Here is a 21,478-nt window from a genome sequence, read left to right as displayed (position 1 = left end):
GATGTTCTGGCCGGCTTATTTTAACCGCCAGGATTCGAAAATTCTTGGCTGCGTCTAGGCTTCGATCAACGTCAGCAGTGAGCTCACGGCGATCGTGAAACCAACCAGCGCGACCAGGCGCAAGATCAGCCGGATTCGCGCGCCGGTTTTTGTATTCGGTGCCGGCAAGCGGAAGCCCTGCTCCACGATCCACGCGGCGAGCACCACGAACACCCCGCCTAAGGCCACCTGTACGTGCGAGACCTCGCTCAGTAACGAGGTGATACCGATACCAACGATTACGCCGAGGCAAGCCTGAAACACCAAGTGTAGAGGTGTGCGTGTAGCACCAAATTGCGATGTCTTACGCTTGGTCCCCGGGGTTTCGTCCCGGTCCTCTTGAGGAATCATCTGTCCTTTGTCCTTAGTTCATGAAGAACCTACTGTGGGCCGGAGTCCCGGCCCGAAGGTTATTAGCTCAGCGAAAACGGCTTGGCAGGCATCGGGTGTGCCATCTTGACCGCTTCAATATTGTCGTACGGTGCAATTCCGACGCTCATCTTAGTGGTATCCAATTTGGCATCGCGGACGCACACCTTGACCGAGGCCACGGCGAGTTTCGGAGCCGGCGAAAGGATCCGAATGTTGAGCTTGTTGGGTGCGAAGTCGCTCGATTCCACGGTCCCTAGTCCACGCCAGGCCAGATGTCCGGTGAGCGCTTCCTTGGCTTTCTTCTCCATGTAGCGGTCGCGCTCGGTGCCATCTTTGGTTTTCAGCGCATACTGCACAATCACCCAGCTCTGCTGCTCGGCAGGGATCTGCGCGTAGCCATCTTCTTCGCAGGCAGCGAGGAAACCGGCGAAAAGCTCGTCGGCTCGTTCCACCTTTACATCTTGAACATCGCTGGTCTTTGACATGTGACCCACGGTTCCATGGTTAATCACGAACTGGCCCAGCTCGTCTTCATCAAACTGCTGGTACCACGCTTCGCGGAACTGTAGTTCGTTCTTCTCGTCCAAGCGGTAGGTGCGAATAATCGCCATCTTTTTGTCCTTAGTAGTGGTGATAATGCTGGGCTCAGCGTGGAAGTTCCGCGACCTTTGCCAGCCAAAGCTGTCGGTGTGAGTGCGTGAAGGGTGGCAGGTTCTCTGCTACCTGGGCCATGAGTGACGTGCTGGTCTCGCGCATCTGACGCTGTAGTTCTTCGGGGTAGTTCATCTTCAACGCGTGCTCTTCAAACTCATCTTCATCGTCTAAAAAGGTGTCGCGGGTACGTGAACGAATGACGTCGAGATCCATGTCGACGGAATTTACTTCCCATCCCCCACGGCGCAGCGGATGCCATCCAATCGAGGTGGCCAAATCGATATAGACGTCAAAATCGTCGGCTGCATCGGAGTAAAGCGTAGCGACCCAAAAACCGTGATGCGGGATGAGACACAGCGCATCGGTCAACGCCAAATGTGCGGTTCCGGGACGTGCTACCAAGGAACCCGCCGGTTGGTGCAGCCAATGACCATGTTCATCGGCGCCGAGATAAAAACCGGGGACCACCCAATGCGGTGTGCCATCGTATTTCCAGGCACGGCTGACAATGAGCGAGCCGAAACGCACCGATTCCGGGGTGCGAGTCAATCCGGTGGGAAACGGCATTGATGCGCTCACAGCTTGGGAATCTGACCAGTTGGTAAATCTTGTCCGGGCAGCGGACGCGCGAACGGCACCTTGGTTCCAAGAACCTGGGCCATGGTGTCCCGAGCCACCTGTTGAGCGGTGAGTCCCACCCGTTCAAGTACCTGAGCGCGGGTTCCGTGGGCCAAGAATTCTGTAGGTAAACCGACTTCGTTAAGTGCGGTATCTACTCCGGCTGCCCGCATTTCGGTGCGCAAGCGGGAACCGACGCCCCCGGCGCGCACGCCATCTTCGATACAGACCACGATGCGGTGGCGAGCGGCAAGAGAGACGACTGAGGCGGGAACCGGCAATACCCAGCGCGGGTCAACGACGCTCACCGAGATGCCTTGGCTGTTGAGCCTATGTGCCACATCCAGTGATAGTTCGCTCATGGCTCCTACCGAAACGATCAGCACGTCCGGGGCGGCCCGATCTCCGAGGCGAGCGAGCACGTCAACTCCGTCAGGCAACCGATCAATCGCCTCAACTTCTTCACCGACCGACCCCTTAGAGAAGCGCACCACGCTCGGTGCATCGTCGATGGCCAGTGCTTCGCGCAGTTCTTCACGCAAGCGTGAGGCATCGCGCGGTGCTGCCAGATGAAGATTCGGCACAATCTGTGTCAAAGCCATATCCCACATGCCGTGGTGGCTGGGGCCATCTGGACCGGTGACACCAGCACGGTCTAGCACGATGGTGACGCCGGCCTTGTGCAGGGCAACGTCCATCAGCAGCTGGTCAAAGGCGCGATTCAGGAAGGTCGCGTAGACGCAGACGACTGGGTGGAGGCCACCGAAGGCCAAACCCGCTGCGGCTGTCATCGCGTGCTGCTCGGCAATACCTACGTCGATGACGCGCTCTGGGTATTTGTCGGCCATTTTCTTTAGGCCCACCGGTTGCAGCATGGCACCGGTGATTGCGACAATGTCATCACGTTCGTCGGCGACCAAAGCAATTTCATCACCGAAGACGCTGGTCCAGCTCTTTGCTCCCCCGCTGGCAACCGGAACGCCGGTCTCCGGGTCGATCACGCCAACCGCGTGGAACTGGTCTGCCACGTCTGCGATGGCCGGAGCGTAGCCGTGACCTTTTTCAGTCATCGCATGAACCAGCACTGGACCGCCGAACTGCTTGGCTTGCAGCAGGGCTTCTTCGACGGCACGCTGGTTGTGACCGTCGATCGGGCCAATATATTTCAGTCCGAGGTCCTCGAACAATCCCTGAGGCGCCCACCAATCTTTGATTCCCTTTTTGGTGGCGTGCAGGGATTTGTAGGCGAAGGTTCCTACGGCGCCCGAGTCTTTGAGCTTGCCTTTGAGCTTGCTCATGGCGTCTTCGTAGGAAGGGTGGGTGCGGAACTTGTCTAGTTGCTGGCGCAACCCGGAGAGCTGGTTGGCTAGCCCGCCAATGGTCGGCGCGTAGGAACGCCCGTTGTCATTGACGACAATAATTGCTTTGCGGTCTTTGTCAGCGGCAATATTGTTGACCGCTTCCCAAGCCATGCCGCCGGTCAGCGCACCGTCGCCGACTAGCGCGATAGCGTAGCGCTCGGTCTGCTTACGAAGTTTGTTGGCCCGCGAGATGCCATCAACCCAGGACAGGGAGGCGGAGGCGTGCGAGGACTCGACGATGTCATGCTCGGACTCGCCACGGTCCGGATATCCGGCCAGGCCGCCTTGTTGGCGCAGCGTGGTGAAGTCTTTGCGTCCGGTAAGTAATTTGTGGACGTAGGACTGATGTCCGGTGTCAAAAACGATGGAGTCGGTCGGTGAATCAAAGACTCGGTGGATGCCTAGCGTCAGTTCAACAACACCCAGGTTTGGGCCGAGATGGCCGCCGGTACGCGCAACGTTGGCGATGAGGAAGGCGCGGATTTCTCCTGCGAGATCTTCCAACTGGTCCAGGGTGAGAGCCCGCAGATCGCTAGGCTTATTGATGGTCTCCAATAAAGACACTGTCATCCCCTTTACATGTTCGCCCATTACGGACCGGTCAATCCATGCGAAACACTTATTATAGCTTTCGCAGGACTCTTTCCATTATCCGTCACGTTTGGGTATGGTGCGAATTTCCTGACAATGACCTTGGCTACTGTCACTGTAATTTCGCGCCGGGTCGGGTGTTTTTGGGTTTCTCAGAACAGTTCTAGCGCATCTGACAGCATCTGGTGCCCCTGCGCTTCAAAGTTGTTGTCTCCTACTTGATAGGCCCAGATCGAAGTGCCGATTGCTTCGCGTAACGAGATGATCGGCCAAGTTCGCGAATCCCGTGGATCATCTCCGTATCCTTCAAGGAACGCGGATTCCAATTCTGGTGCATCTTTGAACTGCTGGACGGCTAGCCGGTTCAGATCGCTCGACGCAGGACGAAAGTCGAAACGCCCAAAATCAATGACGTGAAGACCGTCCCCATTAATGATCCAGTTGCGTGGTTGCCAGTCACCATGGGTTGGTACCAACAGGGCAGGCTCGGTGCGATATTCATGCAGTGCAGTACTCGCACGCGCTACGAGGTGCGGATCGATTCGATGATCATCCCCAAGCCAGCTAAGGCATTTGCGAATGAAATTCTCCTCGTAGTTCCCGTCGTTGTACGAAGATTGCTCATGGATAAGCCGCAACGCACGTCCGGCTTGCACATGGATTTCTGGATCCAATGCGGCCGACGAATGATCACATAAGTACCCTGGCAAATAGTCCAACACCAAAAGTCGTAAGGATTCATCGACAAAGCGTGCCTGGGCAGTTATTCCTCGCTCAACCAGTGGTCTTGTAAACCTCGCGTGAGCTACAAATTCGCGTTGCAGGTGATGATTGCTCGGTCCAGCCGTTTTGAGGATATATTGGCGTCCACTCGAACGAAGCTGCAGAACCTTGGTGTCAGTTAGACCCCACGAGAGATCTGCGACAAGTTGTGGTTCGGTGAGCCATTCTTCTATTCGTGCGGCTTGGTCTTCGTTGAGTAGTTCCTGGTGCCAGCTATGACTCATGTTCCAAGCTCCTTGGGCGGTTTACATTCCATACTAAAGAGAATTTTCACCGTTTTAGACTTTCGCGGTGACTCTTTCGAGAAAGAAATCTTGTCGCTGACCGAGGCGCGCGGAGGCTGAATCTTGTGGGCGGCATGAAGCAAGCGGATGAGTCCTAGTTAAGAGACCGAAAGCCTCAAAGCTCGCGCTTTGAGGCTTTCGGGTTGTTCGAGAAGCTGAAACTAACTAGTGGTCAAGAGCTTAGTTAGAAGCTGCGATCTGACGCAGGACGTACTGCGGGCTGCCAATGAGGGGAATCCCGGTCTTGATCAGGTTGCGCTATAACAAGAATCCTCTGACAACCGGCAAATCCTTCGCGACCGCCAGAACGGACACTGGGAAGAGACTTCTGATCTGCGGCCGCGCCTCGACTGGTGGAGTCTTAGCACCAGCTGCCGGAGGATTTACGACGTTTCGCGCTTTTCAAGTTGTACCTAGGTGATGAGGATGGGTGCGGTACAGCTTCAATGCATTGCCTGACTGTCGGTAGAATTCCGAATCGATTTCTTTCACCCTGTTCGCGCATAGCTCCTTAGGTATAGGCTCCAAATCTGTCATGTGCGGGTGCGCGCTGAAGACCAGCATGGCTACTGCGCTCCGCGACATTTATTGAGCCTGTAACTCACGAGACATACGGTCCTTACCCTTACTTCTTACGGACGTTCTTAAACTACAAGAGACTCAAACCCCATGAATCACTCTCCAAATTTTGTGGATAAAATACATCAACTTAGTGAATAATGAGAAATATTTCGCGTTCTTTACTTGACATGCTTGTTTTAACATCGGAATCTGCATATTCTTTTACACATCAAAGTACTTCGATGCAGGGGAACCAGCATTATGCGTGACGGGGTATCGGCATACATTGACACACTCGCAAACGGTAAGCACGTTTCTTAAGCCCAAATAATGAGATTTGGGCACATGACAGAGAGTCTTGGTATGAGCAAAATACCGAAAAAAATTACGACCATAAGCCTGATCGCCGCACTCGGATTAGCTATGCTGGGTTCCTCACCCGCATTTGCTAGCGAAAAAAATGGAAAACCCTCAGGACCGCAGTTAGGCACGATAGCACCTCTGACGACGGATTTCTCGGAATATGAAAACGTAACCGTCACACCCGAAGAGGAACAAGCCTTCATTGCGCAGTCTGCAAAAGAGTTTGCAGAATTGGACGCAAAGGGTGGAATAACACTCCCTGACGGTTCTTTCTACAAGATGGACATCGATCAGCTTGTTGAGAATCTCGATGCGGTTGAAGATGATTTGACTGCCACGTCCGGCCGTATGTCAACGGATGGTCAAATTGGCGTTGCAGCCGCGTCCTGGAATTGGAATTCGTTTGGCAATTGTGTCGCAAAGGAAATGGGCATCAAAGCTGCAGTTGAGTTAGCCAAAGTTTTTGCAGAACCGCAAGTACGCAAGGCGCTCAAGAGCAAGCAGTGGCGGAAGGCTTCCTCCATTGCTTACGAACGACTCAAGAAAATATCCCCTAAGGTCGCCAAACTGATCATCAAGAAGGCTGCAAATTCGGTGCTTCCCGGTGGTATCGTGATGGTGATTGCAATACCAGTAGGAAAATGCGCAATAAAAGAACTTCTCTAACTCCTGAAGCGGTGAATGAATGAAAGATTTTTTCCGGTCGCTTTCAAAAAGAGCGCTCGCGATTATCCTTGCGGTTACAGTCCTTGTGCTGATCGCTGTGCCAACGGCATTGATGTCTGGGCTACTCAGTGGAGTGTTCGAAAGCCCCGCTGAGGGAATCCGCGTATTCTTCATAATGGTTGGCGCTGGCGTGTTATTCCTCGTCGTCGAATTGTTCGTCGAGAATGGACGCGAACGCAGGAAGAATAAAGCATCGTCAGAGCAGAAATGAACTGATATTCGAAACTTGCACTAGCCAAAAGTCTTGTATCGAGCCGAACGGGCATGGGAACGACTAAACATCGTTCCCATGCCCATTACTCTAATTCGAGCTGTTTGTTCAGCAGACAAGAACTGGACAGGGTCGTTTCGAGTCATCAGGAATCCGTTCTCCTGCCGTTGTCTAAGAGTGGCAGAAATACCAGGTACTCGGCACTGACGTATGCGGCAGTATGGCTGATACGTTGTAGTCCTAATCGGCCATAGGTTTTCTGCGATGGGACTTTGCACGGATCTCCCTTGACAAAAGCTTGTTGATTCCAGCTCGATTAGTCTGCGTAGTCAAGCATTACACGGGCGGCCACCGTGGCGTACGCCTGGCATTGAGTATCGCGAGCAAAAGCCAGCCAACTTCGCTGCGTTGATGACGAAACGTTCGGTGTGCAGTGCTTTCATACCAGGTTCCTCAGCTTGAAGCATTCACCTTATACCTAGCAATTCTCATGGAGAGCCCACGTGTATTTGCCTATGTTTGAAGGAATAGCGGCTCTGGATCCGATGTGCCAGCGACTCTGCACTATTCGACCAGGGTCGACACTTAGATTGAGCTATTTAGCTCTGCGGAACAGTCCGATTCCACTGACCAACAAATGATTTCCTGTGGGCCAAAAGTCTTGAAGGCCCGGCTTTAAACGCTGGGGTGGTCCGAGACAATGGACGCAGTTCTTCTCTAGCCATAGCTATCATGTTCTCGGCGTGGGCATGGTTCAAGAATTTTTAATTCACGCCCGTGCTAATTTTCCGGAGTGGGAATTTAGGCTGACCGACATGGCAAATCTACCACTCACTGATGTCTGCTTCGCCGACGTATTGGCCTGGTAATCGATGGACCATACACCCCAGCAGACATGGCCGAGGTTCTCACGGATATTACACGAGTGTTGAAAGCCGGTGGCCATCTCCTTGTGGTTTATTTGCTGGGCAGAACCTTAAGCCCTTCGCCACGAAGATGGGACCTACTTGGTATTGGCTATCAGATCAATTGAGTCGACTATTAGAGTCCATGAATTTTGAAATTTCGGATCAGGTGACCCGAGAGAATTTGGGAGTGCGGTTACTCGGTCCTCTAGTCGCCAAGCTGGCGCTTTAATCAGTTGAAGGCCCAAGGCATATGCCTTGGGCCTTCAACTTTTCGTTACTACGTAACCTCTAAAGATTCATCTCGGCTTGAGCCGAGATGTACCTACTAGTTAGAAGCTGCGATCTGACGCAGGACGTACTGCAGGATGCCACCGTTACGGTAGTAGTCTGCTTCGCCTGGGGTGTCGATACGCAGATCCGCATCGAACTCGGTGACCTTGCCGTCTTCGGCGGTAGCGGTCACCTTCAGGGTCTTCGGGGTGGTGCCGTTGTTCAGCTCGGTCACGCCGGAGATCGAGAAGCTCTCGGTACCGGTTAGACCCAGCGAATCAGCGGACTCGCCCTGTGGGAACTGCAGTGGCAGAACGCCCATACCGATCAGGTTCGAGCGGTGGATACGCTCGAAGGACTCGGTGATGACGGCCTTGACACCCAATAGTGCGGTGCCCTTGGCAGCCCAGTCACGCGAGGAGCCCGAACCGTATTCCTTACCACCAAGAACGACCAGCGGGGTGCCGGCTGCCTTGTAGTTCTCCGCAGCGTCGTACACGTACGACTGTGGAGCGCCATCCTGGGTGAAGTCGCGGGTGAAGCCACCCTCGACGCCGTCCAACAGCTGGTTCTTGATGCGGATGTTCGCGAAGGTACCGCGGATCATCACTTCGTGGTTACCACGGCGTGAGCCGTAGGAGTTGAAGTCCTTGCGATCCACACCGTTTGCAATCAGGTACTGACCAGCCGGGGTTTCCGACTTGAACGAACCTGCAGGTGAGATGTGGTCGGTGGTGACCGAATCGCCAAGCTTTAGCAGAACACGAGCAGCGGAGATATCCTCAACCGGTGCTGGTTCGGCGGTCATGCCGTCGAAGTAAGGTGCCTTACGTGCGTAGGTCGACTTCTCGTCCCACTTGAAGGTCGAGCCTTCTGGGGTGTCAAGAGCCTTCCAGCGGTCGTCACCTTCGAAGACGCCTTCATAACCCTTGGCGAACATGCCTTCGTCGATCGAGGAATCAATGATTTCCTGAACCTCAACAGGCGATGGCCAGATGTCCTTCAGGAAGACGTCGTTGCCCTCGTTGTCCTTGCCCAGGGAATCGGTTTCGAAGTCGAAGTCCATGGTGCCGGCCAGTGCGTAAGCGATAACTAGTGGCGGGGAAGCCAGGTAGTTCATCTTGACGTCTGGGTTGATGCGGCCTTCGAAGTTACGGTTACCCGAAAGAACCGCGGTGGCTGCGAGGTCGTTGGTGTTGATTGCCTCGGAGATCTCGGCATCCAATGGACCGGAGTTACCGATACAGGTTGCACAACCGTAACCAACCACGAAGAAGCCAAGCTTCTCTAGGTATGGCATCAGGCCGGACTTCTCGTAGTACTCGGTAACAACCTTCGAGCCCGGGGCGACCGAAGTCTTGACCCATGGCTTGGAGGCCAGACCCTTGTCGGCAGCGTTGCGTGCAAGAACTGCAGCGGCAAGCATGACCGAAGGGTTGGAGGTGTTAGTGCACGAGGTGATCGAAGCGATCGAAACCAAACCGTGGTCGATGGTGAACTTCTGACCATCTTCCTTGGTGACCTCAACTGCGGTCGATGGACGTCCAACACCCTGGGTGTCTTCGGTGTTCGAAACGTAGTTGTGGATGTCCTTGCGGAACTGTTCCTTCGACGAGGACAGCTCGATGCGGTCCTGTGGACGCTTCGGGCCGGCGATCGATGGAACGACGGTGGAAAGATCCAGCTCGAGGTATTCCGAGAAACGGATCTCGCGGCTTGGATCGTGCCACATGCCCTGTTCCTTGGCGTAAGCCTCAACGAGGTCCACGTTCTCCTGGCTGCGGCCGGTGAGGCGCAGGTAATCCAAGGTGACGTCGTCAATTGGGAACATTGCGGCGGTGGAGCCGAATTCTGGGGACATGTTGCCGATAGTTGCACGGTTAGCCAGTGGCACTGCTGCCACGCCTTCACCGTAGAACTCAACGAACTTGCCAACAACGCCGTGCTTACGCAGCATTTCGGTGATGGTCAGCACCACGTCGGTTGCGGTCGCGCCGGCTGGGATGGAGCCAGCAAGCTTGAAGCCAACAACGCGTGGGATCAGCATGGAGACAGGCTGGCCGAGCATTGCTGCCTCGGCCTCAATGCCACCAACGCCCCAGCCCAGCACGCCCATACCGTTAACCATGGTGGTGTGGGAGTCGGTGCCGACACAAGTATCTGGGTATGCGCGCAGCACGCCGTCAACTTCGCGGGTCATCACGGTGCGAGCCAGGAACTCGATGTTGACCTGGTGCACAATGCCGGTGCCTGGTGGGACGACCTTGAAGTCGTCAAATGCGGTCTGGCCCCAACGCAGGAACTGGTAACGCTCACCATTGCGCTGGTATTCGATTTCCATGTTGCGCTCAACGGCGCCTGCGAAACCAAAGGTATCGATCTGCACGGAGTGGTCGATGACCATTTCGGCAGGTGCCAGTGGGTTCACGCGGGTAGGATCGCCACCCAGTTCCTGAACTGCCTCGCGCATTGTTGCAAGGTCAACGATGCAAGGCACACCGGTGAAGTCCTGCATCAGCACGCGGGCTGGGGTGAACTGGATTTCGGTGTTCGGCTGAGCCGATGCATCCCACTGGCCTACGGCCTTTACGTGGTCTGCGGTGATGTTCGCACCATCTTCAGTGCGAAGCAGGTTCTCAAGTAGAACCTTCAAGCTGTAGGGAAGGCTTTCCGAGCCTTCGACCTTATTCAGTCGGTAAATTTCATATTCGGTTCCCTTGACGTCAAGTACGCCCTTGGCACCGAAACTGTCCACTTTACTCATTGGGACTCCTCTCGCCAGACACTCATTCTTTATGCATGCTCAAACATAATTCCAGTTAGGCGCTCCTAACTGAGAATGTCATATTTGTATTGCTGCAGAGCTAACACCAGTCTATCCGCAACTGGGAGAAAATGCCGGATCCGCAGAAATTTTACGCTTAATTTGTGGTTCAAGCGCTTAAAATCATCGTCTAACGGCGGACGAACAGACCAATCGACTCCATATGGTGAGTATGCGGGTATAAATCGTGAATCTCCATGTGATCTAATTCGTAGCCGCGAGCCATCAATCGGGCGGTATCGCGGGCAAAAGCTGCCGGGTCACACGAGACGTAACAAATGCGTGGAACTCCGCTAGTAGTCAATTCCGCTGCTGATTGCTTATCCAAACCGGTGCGTGGTGGATCCAAGACCACCGCGTCCAGCTGAGCCTCGCGAGCCAGCTGGCGCATCAAGCGTTCTACCCGGCCGCGTGTCACGGTAACCTGTGGGGTCTGCGCTAGATTCTTCTTCGCATCCGCGTGAGTTCCCGGTGCACCTTCGATGCTAAAGACCCGACCTTGGGGTCCCACGGCTTCGGCTAGCGGCAAGGAGAAAAGTCCCGCGCCGGCGTAAAGGTCGGCGACGACTTCGCCAGATTCCGGGGCCGTAAGATCCATGACGCGCTCGGTCAACAGCGTTGCGGCACTGCGGTGCACCTGCCAGAAACCTTCACCGGTAATGCGGAAGAAATTGCCCAATACCTGCTCAGTGAGCCAGCCATTGCCGGTGATAACCTCAAGCTCGCCTTTGCCGTCGGCCGCGGAACCACCCATTTGGCTAAAGACGGCAAGATTGACGCCCTCTGGAAGTTGCTTCGCCACACGCAAGGCAGCGCCTGGGAGAACTTCTGAAAGCAGCACGAGCACCGTGGAATCGTCCCGGCTTGATACCGCGACTTCCACCCGATCGATTCCGCTAAAGTCCACCGAGTACAACCCAATGGCCTCGATCCCAGGATGCGCCAAAGGCATCTGGGTAATCTCGGTCAGTTCATTGCTGCGAAAACCACTCATGGCCAAGTGGCCACTCTCGGTCACCGAGTAGGACATCCGGGTACGCCAGCCAAGGCCGTCCGCGTTTCCCGGTACTGCCTGCACCGCAGGGAAATTGTAGTCTTCGGCTTTCAGCCCACCCAGACGAGTCAGCTGCTCCGCGGCCACCTGCGCCTTGAGCACGCGCTGGTAATCCAGACTAATATGGCCAAATTCTGCTCCGCCCACCGGGTCGCGGTGAGTCAGTGCATCGGCCTGGTCCCAGATATGAGGCACTCGATGTTCGCTGGCTTCGAGTACCTCAACGACATCTGCACGCCAAAATTTGGCGGTTTCGCCGGCATCGGTCAACACCACGTTGACCAGTTCGCCGGGAATCCCATGGCGGACGAAAATTACTCGACCTTCATGTCGTGCCACGGTGTGTCCACCGTGGGCAATCGATCCAAGGCGTAGCTCTAAGGTTTCGGGAGCGTTCATAAGTATCATCCTTCGTGAGGTGAGGTGTTTCGGTGTGCCGAGGATTCCTCGGTCGGGGCACCGAGTAGTGCGTCGGAAGAGCTCAGCAGGCGCCAAGGCACCGAGGCGATGAGCACTCCAGGTTCGTAGTGCAGTCGGTTTTTGACCCGTTGGGCCGTCTGGTTGTGCACCAGCTGCTCCCACCAGTGGCCGACCACGTATTCGGGAATGTAAACCACGATGAGATCTCTTGGCGACTCCCGCCTAATCGACCGAATATGTTCGATCAAGGGTCCGGCAATATCGCGGTATGGAGAGGCCAGCGCGGTGATCGGAACCGGGATTTGCAGTCGATCCCAGGTAGCCAAGGTACGCGCGGTTTTCTCCGCTTCGATATCTACGATGATCGCTTCCAATTTTGATGGTCGCGACGCTCGTGCGAAAGCCAGGGCGCGTAGCACCGGTTTACGTACCGTGGACACGAGTACCAATGCGTGGACTCTCGCCGGCAGCGCGGTGGCCGAGTGTTCATCATCAATCGACAGCTCGCTGTCGACCTGCTGGTAATGACGTTGCAAAGATTCCATGATCAACGTCAGCGCTACGATGCCTAACACCGCAAGCCATGCTCCGTGAACAAAACGGGTGGCCAACACAACCACCAAAACCAGCAGTGACAAAATCAAGCCGATCAGATTCAACAGACGCTTGCGACGCTTCGCCGCCCGGATCTTCCGGTCGGTCACCGTCACTAGCACCCGCGACCAGTGTTTGAGCATGCCCAACTGGCTCAGCGTGAAGGAAACAAACACTCCGACCACATAAAGCTGCACCAGGATCGTCACGTCGCCGTTGAACAACAGGATCAAAACAATGGCAGCAAGACCCAGAGATAAAATGCCGTTGGAAAATCCTAGGCGATCACCGCGGGTCCGAAGCTGGCGCGGCAGGTAGCCATCGGAGGCTAGATGACTGGCGAGGTTTGGGAAAGAGTTAAATGCTTGGTTCCCGGCGAGCAACAACACCGCGATGGTCAGAATCGAGACCACCACGGTGCCGAGGAAGAAATTCCCAAAAACAGCCTGGGCCAGCTGACCCAGCACCGGTATTTGCACATAGGCCTCTGAGATGGGTTCGCCATTAAGCATCAGCGAGGTCTGCGGATCAGCGACGACCTTGATGCCTGTAGCGCGCGCCAGCATCAACGTGCCTAGGGTGAGCACTCCGGACAGTAGTCCCATGGCTAACAGAATGCGTCCCGCATTTTTGGCACGCGGTTTGCTTAGGTAGTGAACGTTGGAGATCGGTACTTCGATTCCGGTCAGCGCCGCCGACCCGGTGGAGAACGCGCGCAAGATCAGTAATGCCCCAACGACTCCATGCATACCGGTGGCAAATTCTTGTTCCGGGATGATTGTAAATTCGGCGCTAGGGGCCAACCCTAAGTTTCCGGTGAAGGCCAGCACGGCACCTACGGCGATCATCATCAGCATGCCGCCGACAAATAGATACACCGGAATGGCTAGAGACCAGCGTCCTTGGCCGCGTCCCCGCAAGTTCGCAACTACGAGGAAAGCAACAATGGCTGAGGCGACCGCGGCCCGGTGCTCCCCTAGGGCCGGGAAAACGCCCGACAGGTACTGCGCCGCAGAAGAGCTTGACACCGCGACCGTCAACACGAAGTCGACCAGGAGCGCCGAAGCCACGGTGGTTCCCGAGCGTGGGCCCAAGTTCTTACGGACAATCTCATAGTCTCCCCCACCCGATGGGTAGGCCTCTACCGACTGGCGGTAGGAGAGCACCAGCACCAGAAGCACCACGAGTACCGCAACGCCCACGGCTGGTGAAAGCATCGTGGCGGCGATTCCGGCCATGGCGAGGGTCAACAAAATTTCGTCGGGCGCGTATGCCAAGGATGACAGCGCGCTGGAAGAGAAGATCGGCAAGGCGATCTTAGGTGGGACCGGTTTACGTTTAAGCTGTTCAGTGCTAAACGGTCGGCCCACGAGGATCCTTTTGAGACCATCAAATAAAGCAGGCACGAGATAACGTTATCTCAGGGCACAGCCTAGACAGTAGCGTTGGGTCAATGATGTGCTTCGCACCGGAGGCTATTGTTGCTTTCGGAGCTGTACATTGAGCAACACAAGCAAGTTTTACTGGTGGCACGAAAGCAAGGAGTTGGCGGTGGCGCACTTTGTGATCATGGGATGCGGACGCGTAGGCGTTGCGCTGGCTCATACGCTAGACGGAGCCGGGCATTCGGTGGCCGTCATCGATCAAGACCCCGAGGCTTTTCGCCGTCTAGGACAAGAGTTTTCCGGCAGCAAGGTTATTGGCCTCGGCTTTGACCGAGACACCCTAGTTGAAGCCAAAATTGAGGAAGCTTATGCCTTTGCAGCGGTTTCCAGCGGTGATAATTCCAACATTCTAGCCACCCGCGTGGCCCGTGAAAGTTACCACGTACCCCACGTTGTGGCACGTATCTACGATCCCGGACGTGCAGAAATTTATCAAAGACTGGGAATTCCCACGGTCGCTGCGGTGCGTTGGAGCACCGACCAAGTATTGCGTCGCATCCTGCCGGACTACTCGATGCGCGGAGATTACCGCGAACCATCGGGACGACTGATGCTGACCGAGGTCGCCTTGCATCGCGACTGGTATGGCCACCTAGTCAAAGAAGTCGAGGAAGCTGCCGGGGTCCGTGTGGCTTACCTGACTCGCTTCGGCGAAGGGACCATTCCGCAAAGCCGCACCCGGCTGCAGGGCGGCGATTTGGTGCACGTGATGATGAATCTGGACCAAAGTAAAGACGTCGAAAAAATCCTTGCCAACGCACCGGTCGCCGTCAGCGACTAAGACTAGAGAGCTAATCCACGTGAAAGTTATGATTGCCGGTGCCGGGTCGGTGGGCAGCTCGATTGCCCGCGAGCTGGTTTTGAATTCTCATCAGGTAATGATCGTTGATCAGAAAGCCGAAATGGCTGAACGCGCAGATTTGGACAATGTCCAGTGGCTCATTGGGGATGCCTGCGAACTGGCGGTATTACAACGCGCCAAGCTCGAAGAATTTGATGTAGTTGTCTCTGCCACGGGTGATGACAAGGTCAATTTGGTCGTCTCACTGTTGGCGAAAAGTGAATTTGGTGTCCGCCGTACCGTGGGACGAGTGAACCACCCAAAAAATGAGTGGATGTTTGATGATGCTTGGGGTGTCGATGTCGCCGTCAGCACCCCGCGATTGATGACTGCACTGGTCGAAGAAGCCGTCGAGGTGGGCGACCTGGTTCGGCTACTGACGCTCAAAAGCGGCGAGGTTCATATGGCGGAGTTCACCGTACCGCATGACTCCGAGTTGATCGGGCGCACCTTAGGCCGCGTGACCTGGCCACACGACACCACGATTGTGGCGATTGTGCGAGACAAGGCACCCTTCCCACCCAGCGATGATGATGTCATCGAGGGCGGGGATGAAATCTTCTTCATCACCACACCCGAAGCCGAAGCATCCTTGCGTACTACGTTGCGCGGGATAAAGCGCTAGGACTTCTCCATGGCCGGGCGAGAGACCAGCCAAGCGAACCACAGTCCGGCAGCGTACAGCGGCACACCCATCAGTGCGCGAGCCAGGCCCAAGGCCACCACGTTGTCGGCAAAGTACATCGGCAGTTGGACTGCCAATCGCGCGATAAAGACCGCGATGATGATCCAGGTGGCGATCGCATAGCGGCGTAACCTGCCCGGTTGCTGTCGCCATTCGGTTCCTTCGTTGCGAATGAAACCGAACAGCACTCCGGCCAACGGCCATTTGATGAGAATCGAGATGACAAGGGCCATCAGGTATCCGGCACCGATGAAGAAGCCTGGAACATAATAATCTTTGGCTTCACCACTGGACCGGGCAGCAAAGGCACAGATCAGGATGCCGATCAGCCCACTGGCCGCCTGCACCAGTGTCGACTTATTAATCAGCCGCACGATCATAAAGATCACGCCAAGCCCGATCGACGCGACCAGCGCCCACGACAATTCGCGGCTCAACGCATAGACCATCACAAACACGAAGCCCGGAATTACCGTCTCAAGAATTCCGCGCATGCCACCAACGCTGGCGATGACATCGATCCCGCCGTCCGCGTTCTGCGATAGCTTTGCGTTCTGGCCGAGGCTGGAAGCTAGCGAGTTCTCCTTGGGAGCTTGTGGCTCACTTGGCTGTTCTTCGTTATTCATTGTTCTCACTTCTGCCTCGGTTGGTCGTCAAGACCTGCTGCCCGACTATTTTGGACGTCACTACAACCCGTGGCTTACCGGAACGATCAGATACCGGGGATTAAAAATACTGGGGACCTGATCGACTGGGGCCACCATGCCCGCATATTTGATTTTCACTCCGGGCTTGATTCCAGGTACCTGTTTTTGACCCATGAAGAGCAATTTCACGTGCGCTACGGTGCGCTGTCGCCCAGTAGCTGCAGCTAACTGATCAACCACCACGGCCGTCAGCCGTGGTGGAGTATTCGGCGCCGAGTAGCTGACCGATTGGATATACCCGATGTGCTCGATTCGGCCCTTGTCGGGCAGCTCGGACAACGAGTCAAGATGCCGATGAGCTGGCCTTGATTCTCTGCCATCAAGCTGCGCCGATAAGGGTGCAGGCTCGCAGGACATGTCCTTAGCCGATCTGAGTTATTTCGGGGCCACGTTCCGGGCGGGTGATTTCCGGCGAAGGAGTTTCGACACGCGTATTGGCGTTACTTGGCACGTTCAACGGTAGAAGCTCGGCCGGAGGCAGAGGCTTGTCGCCACGATTGACCACGACGCTGCGCAGAAGGTCATCGATGACCTCGGTGGCTGTCTCGTCCCCGATGGCGGCCCCGCCAACCACGGCGCGCAGGAACCAGCGCGGACCATCAACACCGACGAAGCGCAAGGCTACGTGTCCGGCCCGGCCATCTGGAAGCTGCTGTGGAACCTTGGCTAGCAGTTCTTCACCATGTTCGCCTTCGCGGGAGAAAATTTCTCCATTCTGTTCGCGAATATCGCCGGTGATTTTCTCGCGGATCCCGGGCCACAGTGACTCCGACTTTGACGAGGCAAAGGCCATCAGCTGAACGCGTGATTCGGCGATTTCAAGTGAGACAGCAACAACTCGCTGATTCGCCTGCTCGATATCCATGCGTACCTTCATACCTGGAATCGGCTTAACTAGAATTGAACCGAAATCGAGGTAGCTGTCGGTATCCGGCACGTCACTTATGTCGAAGGGCCCGGCACTAGTCTCAGGCTCCGAGGAGCTTGGTGCAGCGGTTGGCTCTTCGACCGGCGTTGCTTCCGACTTCTTACGCTTGAAAATCATGATGTCCTTAAATTTTGCGCTCTATACCTCAAGAGTACTTAGTTCGCGGTAAATCCGCCGGTTGATCCAAAGCCGCCGGTTCCGCGAGCGGTGTCATCCAGTGTCTGGACTTGCTCGAATTGGGCAAGTTCTACTTTCTGGATGACGAGCTGCGCGATTCGATCCCCGCGCTTCACTTCAAATGCGTTGGTGTTATCCGTATTTAATAGTGTGACCATAATCTCGCCTCGGTAACCTGCATCTACGGTACCCGGTGCATTGACCACTGTAATTCCATGTTTGGCCGCCAAGCCACTTCGTGGATGAACTAGACCCACGTAACCGTGCGGAAGTGCGATCGCCAGACCGGTGCGGATCAAGGCCCGCTCACCTGGTTGGAGCACTGCCGATTCGCGAGCATGCAGGTCAGCTCCGGCGTCAGAGGGGTGCGCGTAGCTTGGCACCGGCAAGTCTGGGTCCAGCATCTTGATCTTTACTGAAATCGTGGGCTCGTTCATAGGTTTTGCTTATTCCCCCGAGGAGATTGTGTGGTCATTTTCTACCTGCCCAACTCTATCGCGAGCAGTTCAACGTGTCCGTCAGATTTCTCGGCGGTTCATAGCCAGCGAAATAGTGCCTAAACTGGAGGGTATGAGTACTCCCAGCCCAGAGGCTTCAAATGTTTTATTCCGTGAAAAGCTATGGCCATCGGCCGGCACATGGATTTGGCCTTTATTGATCGCCATCACCGCGGGTGTTGCTATCGCACCGATCAGTGTCCCGTGGGGTATCGCCACCGGACTGATTGTCCTAGTCGCCATCGTGGTCATCTTCTTGCTCAAGGTTCCCACCTTGGAAGTCACCGCAGAAAACCTCACCGTAGGTCGCGCGACCATCGAGCGTAAATTTGTTGGCGAAGCGGTCGGCTACCGCGGCGAAGAGGCATTCAAACAGCGTGGCCAGAAGCTCCACGGTCTAGCCTTTATGAACCTGCGCGGATGGCTGGATGCGGTGGTTTGCATCGAGGTGACTGATCCACGCGATGAGACACCATACTGGATTACCTCTACACGTCGTCCAGAAGAGCTGACCGCGGCCCTCAACGGTGTGATGTATGAATACACCGAAGAAGGCCAGCGAGAGTCTGCATCTCACCACGCTGAAGAACAGGGTGAAGCACCGGCGGAAAAACCAAGAGAAGACTAGCGTCTAAGTAATTCAGACGTTCTTATGGCACACATATTGCATCGAGTCTTGCGAAGTTATCCTTCGCACTCGGTGCAATATTTTTGCCCCTGCTCTTCACGCGCCAGCTGGGAACGGTGACGCACCATGAAGCATGAGGCACAAGTGAATTCGTCGGCTTGCTCCGGAACGATGTCAACATTGGCTTCATCCTGACCGGCTTCTCCACCTGGCAGGATGAAGGCTTCGGCAAGTTCTGCTTCATTCTCATCGATCAGGTTCGCGCTTGCAGCGGTGCCTAATTTTTTTGCCGCGGCCAACTGCTCGGCACGGGACCGGTCTTGACTGGTCTCGCGTGAAGCAACGTTTTTGTTGACCATAATCGTTTTTAACTCTTTTCTTCTGGCGAAATGCTCGCTACCGGAAGCCTGTTGGCAAACAACGGTACCGGCCTAAAAGTATAACGTTTAACAGGGCACAACATTCCCTCCGGTGACACGAGAGGCCCAAAGTGATATGAACTTGAGACGAATCTTGCGCCACACCCGGGGCGGTGGTAGGAAATTGAGCCCATCAGTGGCAGAGTTTTACTCAGGAAATAGACCGTGTGGAGGGTAGTAATGCGTCAGCTGAGACTGGTAGGAATTCATGAAAATGGTTCCAGCCTGCAGGTCAGCAGCGACGATGGGATGAGTTTTGAACTTCCTGTCGACGATGCGCTGCGCAGTGCAATGGCCGAAATCGCCCGCTCGCGGGCGCCACGGAACCGAGATGAGGCTTCGGTTCATTCGCCACGTGAGATTCAGGCGCGTGTACGTGCCGGTGCGTCTGCCTATGATCTTTCACTTGAGTGGGATGTTCCGGTAGAGCAAATCATCAAGTATGAGGGCCCCGTTCTCGCAGAACGCGAGCATATCGCAGAGTTAGCTCGTCGCGTTGAGGTCTCAGGACCACAAACCGACGCCGAATACCGAGAGGTCTTCGGTGAAGAGCCAGCGGATCTTGGAACAATGGTGGTGCATCGTCTGCACCAGTTGAACATTGATGCCGAGCACGCTCGCTGGAATTCTTGGAAAGATCCAGAAGGGCAGTGGATTGTCACGGTCCAGTTTGACTCACCGTTACACTCTGAAAATGTTGAGTCATTGGACAACGGTTCGAACGAGGACAAAGAAAATATCGCAAAGTGGGCTTTCACTCCCTCGCGTAAATCTTTGAAGAACCTGAACCGCTGGGCGCAAACCTTGAGCGAGCAGCAGGCACCTGAGTACTTTCGACCGATCGCAGCCGTAGGACAAGCTGAGGCTCCCTCAGCCCCGGCTCCGGCCGCGGAGAACAACGACTCCGAGGAACTTGTCAGCCTACTCAACGCACGTCGCGGTCAGCGAGCTCCCGGGGATCCCGCAAAGGATGACCGGTTGAACGAAATCATTGAACGCAGCATGAGTAAGTATGACAATGATGAGGAAGATTCATTCCCTCATCTATCTCAGGGTGTGTCTTCAAGGACCTCACAGCTGGTAGTAGTCACCGATAAGGAAGATTCTGAAGATGCCACCCATGACGATGGCGCTTCAGCGGAGGAGAACGCTCCGCGCAAACCAAAGCGGTCTTCTGTTCCCAGCTGGGATGACATTATGTTTGGAAAGCGTAAAAAGGACACCGATTCTTAAATAGTCCGATCCGCGAAAAGTGAGAGGCACCGTGCAAATATTCTTTGCACGGTGCCTCTCACGTTTAATGTGTGCGCATTAGCACGCAAGTAAATTATTTAGTGCGGAGCGTAAATAACGGCACAAATCGTTCCCCTGCTGTCAACGAACCATGTTGGCCGACCATCTCAAAAGCTGTGGGAGAGACTCTGCGGCCATCATAAAATGCAATTGGCTCGGCAGCCAGAATCATCAGGTCACCCAAGCGTGCTGCGTGTTCTTCTGAAATTTTACCGAAGTAGCCTAGATCAATCGCTTCCTCACGACTGAGCACCCAAGCTTTAGCGCCGTACGCACGCTGCCACGCCTCACGCACGTGCTGGCGCTGGGTCGCGCTAGTCTCAGCTGCAAAGCTCAGCTGCACACCACGTGGTTCACCACTGGTCAGTTCTACACCATCTATAAGTTCCGGTTCCAGGCTATAGTCAATGCGCTGCGAACTGGGAACATCCACCATTCCGTGGTCGCCGGTGATGAGTACCGTGGTTTCCTCAGGCAAACGGGAAACTAACGTTTTAATGACGTAGTCGATTTCTTCGAGGGAATCTCGCCACTGGCTAGAGTCCACGCCAAACTTATGGCCAGCCTTGTCCAGCTCGTTGAAGTACGTGTACACCAGAGCATTACGATTCTTGGCAAAAATCTCGTGGGTGGCTCTGGCCCGCGCACTGGTCTGCCTGGCGGCGAAAAATTTTGGTCCACGCAAAGAGGCACGAGTTAATGCCGACTTTTCGAACAATGGTAAGGATACAGAGGCCACATGAATTCCGTGGTCACGCGTTGCCTCAAAGATCGTGGGAAGGGTTTGCCAACCATCGGGGCTCAGATCTGCAGGCCACCCACCCAACTGGTTGACAACGCGGCGGCGCTCAGGATCGACGACATCGTAGCCAAGCATGCCATGCTCCCCCGGCGTCACGCCGATCGCCAAGCTACTCAAACTTGTCGCAGTGGTCGAAGGAAAACCAGTACCTAATTTTTGTGCCCGTTCAAAGAGCGAACGTAAAAATGGCGCATGGGCGATATGAGATTTGAATTGATTCCAGCCCAAGCCATCAACCATGATCAAGGCAACCCGTTTAGTGGTTTGTAGCCCTAACGGGTTCAGATACCCGGGAACGCCGAGTGCCGTGGCAGCCGACGGAAGAATCTCCGATAACGTTGACTGCCCGTAAGCCGGAGCAACCGGCAGGGCTTGCGGCGGCGTCGGCAACGTCGGATTGCTGATTTCTTGGCTCATAGCTAG

At 55.2% G+C, this 21,478-nt stretch carries 19 protein-coding genes; 5 read left to right on the top strand and 14 right to left on the bottom strand.

What is annotated here, in order from left to right; translation table 11 throughout:
- Nucleotides 1–54: 54 nt before the first annotated feature.
- The 5 genes from CIK74_RS02980 to CIK74_RS02960 all read right to left on the bottom strand — a co-directional run bounded on the left by CIK74_RS02980 (nucleotide 55) and on the right by CIK74_RS02960 (nucleotide 4,642).
- Entirely contained in the window at nucleotides 55–390 is a 336-nt protein-coding gene (locus CIK74_RS02980) for a hypothetical protein (protein WP_096254291.1), read from the bottom strand.
- Nucleotides 391–452: 62 nt separating this feature from the next.
- Nucleotides 453–1,022, bottom strand: a complete 570-nt coding sequence (locus tag CIK74_RS02975) for a hypothetical protein (RefSeq protein ID WP_096254290.1) — start codon at nucleotides 1,020–1,022, stop codon at nucleotides 453–455.
- A gap of 34 nt (nucleotides 1,023–1,056) precedes the next feature.
- A complete protein-coding gene (locus CIK74_RS02970; protein ID WP_240520443.1) occupies nucleotides 1,057–1,644 on the bottom strand; it encodes a DUF402 domain-containing protein in 588 nt (195 codons plus the stop codon).
- Complete coding sequence (gene dxs / locus CIK74_RS02965; protein ID WP_096254293.1) at nucleotides 1,641–3,608, bottom strand: 1-deoxy-D-xylulose-5-phosphate synthase; 1,968 nt, start codon at nucleotides 3,606–3,608, stop codon at nucleotides 1,641–1,643. Before dxs ends, CIK74_RS02970 begins: the two co-directional genes overlap by 4 nt.
- Nucleotides 3,609–3,787: 179 nt before the next feature.
- Complete coding sequence (locus CIK74_RS02960) at nucleotides 3,788–4,642, bottom strand: phosphotransferase (protein WP_096254288.1); 855 nt, start codon at nucleotides 4,640–4,642, stop codon at nucleotides 3,788–3,790.
- 984 nt (nucleotides 4,643–5,626) lie between these two features.
- Between CIK74_RS02960 and CIK74_RS02955 the strand changes: the two genes are divergently transcribed.
- The gene (locus tag CIK74_RS02955) at nucleotides 5,627–6,292 is read left to right on the top strand and encodes a hypothetical protein (RefSeq protein ID WP_096254287.1); all 666 of its coding nucleotides are present in this window, start codon (nucleotides 5,627–5,629) and stop codon (nucleotides 6,290–6,292) included.
- Nucleotides 6,293–7,796: 1,504 nt separating this feature from the next.
- Here CIK74_RS02955 and acnA read toward each other — a convergent pair.
- From acnA to CIK74_RS02935, 3 genes are all read right to left on the bottom strand, one after another.
- Nucleotides 7,797–10,505, bottom strand: a complete 2,709-nt coding sequence (acnA, locus tag CIK74_RS02945; protein ID WP_096254285.1) for an aconitate hydratase AcnA — start codon at nucleotides 10,503–10,505, stop codon at nucleotides 7,797–7,799.
- Between the two features lie 190 nt (nucleotides 10,506–10,695).
- Nucleotides 10,696–12,018, bottom strand: a complete 1,323-nt coding sequence (locus CIK74_RS02940; protein ID WP_096254284.1) for a class I SAM-dependent RNA methyltransferase — start codon at nucleotides 12,016–12,018, stop codon at nucleotides 10,696–10,698.
- A gap of 5 nt (nucleotides 12,019–12,023) precedes the next feature.
- Entirely contained in the window at nucleotides 12,024–14,009 is a 1,986-nt protein-coding gene (locus tag CIK74_RS02935) for an APC family permease (RefSeq protein WP_096254292.1), read from the bottom strand.
- Between the two features lie 175 nt (nucleotides 14,010–14,184).
- On the opposite strand from CIK74_RS02935, the gene CIK74_RS02930 reads away from it, so the two are divergent.
- Both CIK74_RS02930 and CIK74_RS02925 read left to right on the top strand, forming a co-directional pair.
- A complete protein-coding gene (locus CIK74_RS02930; RefSeq protein WP_096254283.1) occupies nucleotides 14,185–14,859 on the top strand; it encodes a TrkA family potassium uptake protein in 675 nt (224 codons plus the stop codon).
- Between the two features lie 19 nt (nucleotides 14,860–14,878).
- Nucleotides 14,879–15,544 carry a TrkA family potassium uptake protein gene (locus CIK74_RS02925; RefSeq protein ID WP_096254282.1) on the top strand — a complete coding sequence of 222 codons (666 nt, stop codon included), beginning with the start codon at nucleotides 14,879–14,881 and terminating at the stop codon, nucleotides 15,542–15,544.
- Here CIK74_RS02925 and CIK74_RS02920 read toward each other — a convergent pair.
- From CIK74_RS02920 to dut, 4 genes are read right to left on the bottom strand one after another with little or no spacing between them, the layout of a single operon-like run.
- Complete coding sequence (locus tag CIK74_RS02920; protein ID WP_096254281.1) at nucleotides 15,541–16,230, bottom strand: DUF3159 domain-containing protein; 690 nt, start codon at nucleotides 16,228–16,230, stop codon at nucleotides 15,541–15,543. The two genes, CIK74_RS02925 and CIK74_RS02920, sit on opposite strands and share 4 nt — an antisense overlap.
- Before the next feature lie 60 nt (nucleotides 16,231–16,290).
- The gene (locus CIK74_RS02915) at nucleotides 16,291–16,668 is read right to left on the bottom strand and encodes a hypothetical protein (protein WP_096254280.1); all 378 of its coding nucleotides are present in this window, start codon (nucleotides 16,666–16,668) and stop codon (nucleotides 16,291–16,293) included.
- 4 nt (nucleotides 16,669–16,672) lie between these two features.
- Nucleotides 16,673–17,356, bottom strand: a complete 684-nt coding sequence (locus CIK74_RS02910) for a DUF3710 domain-containing protein (RefSeq protein ID WP_096254279.1) — start codon at nucleotides 17,354–17,356, stop codon at nucleotides 16,673–16,675.
- 38 nt (nucleotides 17,357–17,394) lie between these two features.
- A complete protein-coding gene (gene dut / locus CIK74_RS02905) occupies nucleotides 17,395–17,853 on the bottom strand; it encodes a dUTP diphosphatase (protein WP_096254278.1) in 459 nt (152 codons plus the stop codon).
- A 133-nt stretch (nucleotides 17,854–17,986) separates the two neighbouring features.
- Between dut and CIK74_RS02900 the strand changes: the two genes are divergently transcribed.
- Entirely contained in the window at nucleotides 17,987–18,541 is a 555-nt protein-coding gene (locus CIK74_RS02900) for a DUF3093 domain-containing protein (protein ID WP_096254277.1), read from the top strand.
- A 56-nt stretch (nucleotides 18,542–18,597) separates the two neighbouring features.
- On the opposite strand, the gene CIK74_RS02895 is transcribed toward CIK74_RS02900, so the two are convergent.
- Nucleotides 18,598–18,900: a DUF4193 family protein gene (locus CIK74_RS02895; RefSeq protein WP_096254276.1), complete on the bottom strand. Its 303-nt coding sequence runs from the start codon at nucleotides 18,898–18,900 to the stop codon at nucleotides 18,598–18,600.
- A gap of 240 nt (nucleotides 18,901–19,140) precedes the next feature.
- Between CIK74_RS02895 and sepH the strand changes: the two genes are divergently transcribed.
- Nucleotides 19,141–20,193, top strand: coding sequence for a septation protein SepH (gene sepH, locus CIK74_RS02890; RefSeq protein WP_096254275.1), 1,053 nt, complete (start codon nucleotides 19,141–19,143; stop codon nucleotides 20,191–20,193).
- Nucleotides 20,194–20,287: 94 nt separating this feature from the next.
- On the opposite strand, the gene CIK74_RS02885 is transcribed toward sepH, so the two are convergent.
- The gene (locus CIK74_RS02885; protein WP_096254274.1) at nucleotides 20,288–21,472 is read right to left on the bottom strand and encodes a nucleotide pyrophosphatase/phosphodiesterase family protein; all 1,185 of its coding nucleotides are present in this window, start codon (nucleotides 21,470–21,472) and stop codon (nucleotides 20,288–20,290) included.
- Between the last annotated feature and the right edge of the window lie 6 nt (nucleotides 21,473–21,478).

Source organism: Glutamicibacter sp. BW77, from assembly GCF_002332285.1.
GTDB classification, from domain to species: Bacteria; Actinomycetota; Actinomycetes; order Actinomycetales; family Micrococcaceae; genus Glutamicibacter; species Glutamicibacter bergerei.
Note: the sequence above shows the minus strand (reverse complement) of the source record. Positions and strands in the feature narration are given on the sequence as shown.

What these genes read in the sequence shown, in the direction of transcription:
- CIK74_RS02980 (WP_096254291.1), bottom strand. Translation starts at nt 390, where the DNA reads ATGATTCCTCAAGAGGACCGGGACGAAACCCCGGGGACCAAGCGTAAG.
- CIK74_RS02975 (WP_096254290.1), bottom strand. Translation starts at nt 1,022, where the DNA reads ATGGCGATTATTCGCACCTACCGCTTGGACGAGAAGAACGAACTACAG.
- CIK74_RS02960 (WP_096254288.1), bottom strand. Translation starts at nt 4,642, where the DNA reads ATGAGTCATAGCTGGCACCAGGAACTACTCAACGAAGACCAAGCCGCA.
- CIK74_RS02955 (WP_096254287.1), top strand. Translation starts at nt 5,627, where the DNA reads ATGAGCAAAATACCGAAAAAAATTACGACCATAAGCCTGATCGCCGCA.
- acnA (WP_096254285.1), bottom strand. Translation starts at nt 10,505, where the DNA reads ATGAGTAAAGTGGACAGTTTCGGTGCCAAGGGCGTACTTGACGTCAAG.
- CIK74_RS02940 (WP_096254284.1), bottom strand. Translation starts at nt 12,018, where the DNA reads ATGAACGCTCCCGAAACCTTAGAGCTACGCCTTGGATCGATTGCCCAC.
- CIK74_RS02920 (WP_096254281.1), bottom strand. Translation starts at nt 16,230, where the DNA reads ATGAATAACGAAGAACAGCCAAGTGAGCCACAAGCTCCCAAGGAGAAC.
- CIK74_RS02915 (WP_096254280.1), bottom strand. Translation starts at nt 16,668, where the DNA reads ATGTCCTGCGAGCCTGCACCCTTATCGGCGCAGCTTGATGGCAGAGAA.
- CIK74_RS02910 (WP_096254279.1), bottom strand. Translation starts at nt 17,356, where the DNA reads ATGATTTTCAAGCGTAAGAAGTCGGAAGCAACGCCGGTCGAAGAGCCA.
- dut (WP_096254278.1), bottom strand. Translation starts at nt 17,853, where the DNA reads ATGAACGAGCCCACGATTTCAGTAAAGATCAAGATGCTGGACCCAGAC.
- CIK74_RS02900 (WP_096254277.1), top strand. Translation starts at nt 17,987, where the DNA reads ATGAGTACTCCCAGCCCAGAGGCTTCAAATGTTTTATTCCGTGAAAAG.
- CIK74_RS02895 (WP_096254276.1), bottom strand. Translation starts at nt 18,900, where the DNA reads ATGGTCAACAAAAACGTTGCTTCACGCGAGACCAGTCAAGACCGGTCC.
- sepH (WP_096254275.1), top strand. Translation starts at nt 19,141, where the DNA reads ATGCGTCAGCTGAGACTGGTAGGAATTCATGAAAATGGTTCCAGCCTG.
- CIK74_RS02885 (WP_096254274.1), bottom strand. Translation starts at nt 21,472, where the DNA reads ATGAGCCAAGAAATCAGCAATCCGACGTTGCCGACGCCGCCGCAAGCC.